Source organism: Methanobrevibacter thaueri (assembly GCF_015062905.1).
GTDB lineage: Archaea > Methanobacteriota > Methanobacteria > Methanobacteriales > Methanobacteriaceae > Methanocatella > Methanocatella thaueri_A.
Map to the genome: position 1 here is coordinate 1 of NZ_SUTK01000081.1, position 2243 is coordinate 2243.

Below are 2243 nucleotides of genomic sequence, written 5' to 3' on the forward strand. Positions count from 1 at the left end.
GAGATACATCTCAATGACTGTTAAAAAGAATCCCTGAACCCCTCCGCAGATTGCCTGGGACAGAGTATGCTTTTTTAAAAGAACCCTTGACCAGATCAGCACCGGATATATCAGGCCGAAAATGGCACCAAAGGGACCAAGCAGCAATATCAATGCACCTACAGGACCTGACAGTCCGGTGGTATGCACGCTTATTTTCCATTTTGTTGTAAAGAGAAGGACAACACCGGTGTTTATTGAATAGCACAGAAGCAGGCATGTAAGGAAATTGTCCAGCCTGAAAATGTAACAGACGAGGAATCCTATGAAATATGAAACGATTCCAACAATGAGAGGCATGTATCTGTCTGACCTGTTTGAAATGTCGCTGTCGGTGTTCAGCCTTTTAGCCCAGAACAGTATGATTGCCATCGGCAATATTGAAGCGAATATCAGTGAAACCACTTCAAGAACAATGAATTTTCCAAAATCGAATCCGTCTGCAGTAAATGATAATGTCACGCAGATTATCAGAAATAGCGGTATGCAGATAATCGGCGGATTTGTGAATGTTGAAATCTTTTTGGCTATTTTAAGTCTGTCCATATTTATATTATATGATTTCATAATATATAATCATGAAAGTCAATGTCAAAAACCATACCATGATGTATCCGGCTCCTGCCGTTGTTGCAAGCGCCTATGATGAGGAAGGAAAGGCAGACGCATGCACTCTGGCCTTTGCCACAATGTGTTCCCATCATCCTCCTGCAGTCATGATTGCAATCAACTCAACCCTAAAGAGGAAAACCCTAAAAAGCATTCTCCATTCAAAAGAGTTCTGTCTGGCTTTTGGAAGCGTTGAGCAGGTCGCTGAAGTTGATTATCTGGGCATAGAGTCAGGTTACCGTGAGGACAAGCTGTCAAAAATCGGTTTCACACACCAAAAGGGCCAAAAGGTCAACGCACCAATAATCAATGAGTTCAAGCTGTCCCTTGAATGCAGGGTAATGCATATTGCCGAAGTGGGTTCCCACACCCAAATCACCGGTGAAATTGTCAATGTCCAGGCTGAAGATGACATTGTGGACGACAAAGGCAAAATAATTTTCGAAAAGCTGAATCCCATTGCATATGATGACATTACACACTCCTATTTCAGGCTCGGGGATAAGATTGGCGATGCATTCAAAGCCGGCCTGATTTTCAGAAAATAATTTAAATGTTAAAATAAATATACAATATTAATTATATTTTGAGGGATTTATTATGAAAATGGAAATCGAATTAACCGAACAACAGGCTGAAAAAGTCAGGATTTTAAAGGAAAACGGCATAGAAGTGGGTGAGGCCATTGAAATGTTCTTTGATATGAGGAATGTCGTATCAGAGTCAGGTAACCGTATTCTGGAAAAGAAAATTGAGGATGCACAACAGGAAAAGGCCTATCTTGAAGAAAAACTCGCAAAAGTCGACAAGGAACTGACATATTTCGAAAAGATTAATGACAACTCTCTTGATATTACCCAAAAGCGTAAAGTATTGGAAAAGGAATATGGAATACAGCCTAAAACATATGATGAAAAGGTTATGGACTCAAAACACAAGATCAAGTGGTCAAACTTTTTCAAATCATAATTTCCTTTTCTTTTTTTATTATTTTTTTAATTGTTGCAAAGTCAATAGTTGCTAATGCAACAGTTTATATACTAGAAAATATTAATAGTATGTTATGAAATCATTAGTAGCATACTATTCAAGAACAAATATTACAAAAAAGCTTGCGGAAACTATCGCAGAAAACGTTAATGCAGACATTGAAGAGATAATTCCTAAAGAGAATTATCAGGGAAAGCTTGGATATGCACGTGCTGGAAAGCACGCGATATCCGAAAAGATTATTGACATTGAAGATTTGAAGTTCGACCCTGCCGACTATGATGTTGTGTATATTGGAGCACCTGTCTGGGCGGGCAAAGTGGCGACACCTACCCTTTCATACATAAAGAATAATGAGGGAAAGCTCAATAATGTCAAATTCTTCATGACCGCCGGAAGCAGCGGCTTCGACAACTCATTCAAGCAGGTCGAAAAATACTCAGTAAAGCCTGTTAAGACATTGGGACTGACCACAAAACAGGTCAAAAAAGATGACTTCAATCTGGATTCCTTTTTAGAGTAGATAAGATGTCCCTTGAAGAATTTAAAAACATGAACTGCTCATCCATTCCAATCAGCAAAATGATTTCAATGATAGCAAGAGG

General features: G+C 39.0%; 4 protein-coding genes. 3 read left to right on the top strand and 1 reads right to left on the bottom strand.

Annotated elements, in window-relative coordinates; all coding sequences use genetic code 11:
- A partial coding sequence (locus E7Z79_RS09275; RefSeq protein ID WP_303739661.1) for a PAP2 family protein occupies positions 1-585 on the bottom strand: 585 nt, incomplete at its 3' end.
- 32 nt (positions 586-617) lie between these two features.
- Between E7Z79_RS09275 and E7Z79_RS09280 the strand changes: the two genes are divergently transcribed.
- The 3 genes from E7Z79_RS09280 (at position 618) to E7Z79_RS09290 (ending at position 2161) form a co-directional block, all read left to right on the top strand.
- Complete coding sequence (locus E7Z79_RS09280; protein ID WP_303739662.1) at positions 618-1196, top strand: flavin reductase family protein; 579 nt, start codon at positions 618-620, stop codon at positions 1194-1196.
- A gap of 52 nt (positions 1197-1248) precedes the next feature.
- Positions 1249-1617: a hypothetical protein gene (locus tag E7Z79_RS09285; protein ID WP_303739663.1), complete on the top strand. Its 369-nt coding sequence runs from the start codon at positions 1249-1251 to the stop codon at positions 1615-1617.
- Between the two features lie 94 nt (positions 1618-1711).
- Entirely contained in the window at positions 1712-2161 is a 450-nt protein-coding gene (locus E7Z79_RS09290; RefSeq protein ID WP_303739664.1) for a flavodoxin, read from the top strand.
- The last annotated feature ends 82 nt before the right edge of the window (positions 2162-2243 follow it).

Coding starts and splice junctions, on each gene's coding strand:
- E7Z79_RS09280 (WP_303739662.1), top strand. CDS start 618: ATGAAAGTCAATGTCAAAAACCATACCATGATGTATCCGGCTCCTGCC.
- E7Z79_RS09285 (WP_303739663.1), top strand. CDS start 1,249: ATGAAAATGGAAATCGAATTAACCGAACAACAGGCTGAAAAAGTCAGG.
- E7Z79_RS09290 (WP_303739664.1), top strand. CDS start 1,712: ATGAAATCATTAGTAGCATACTATTCAAGAACAAATATTACAAAAAAG.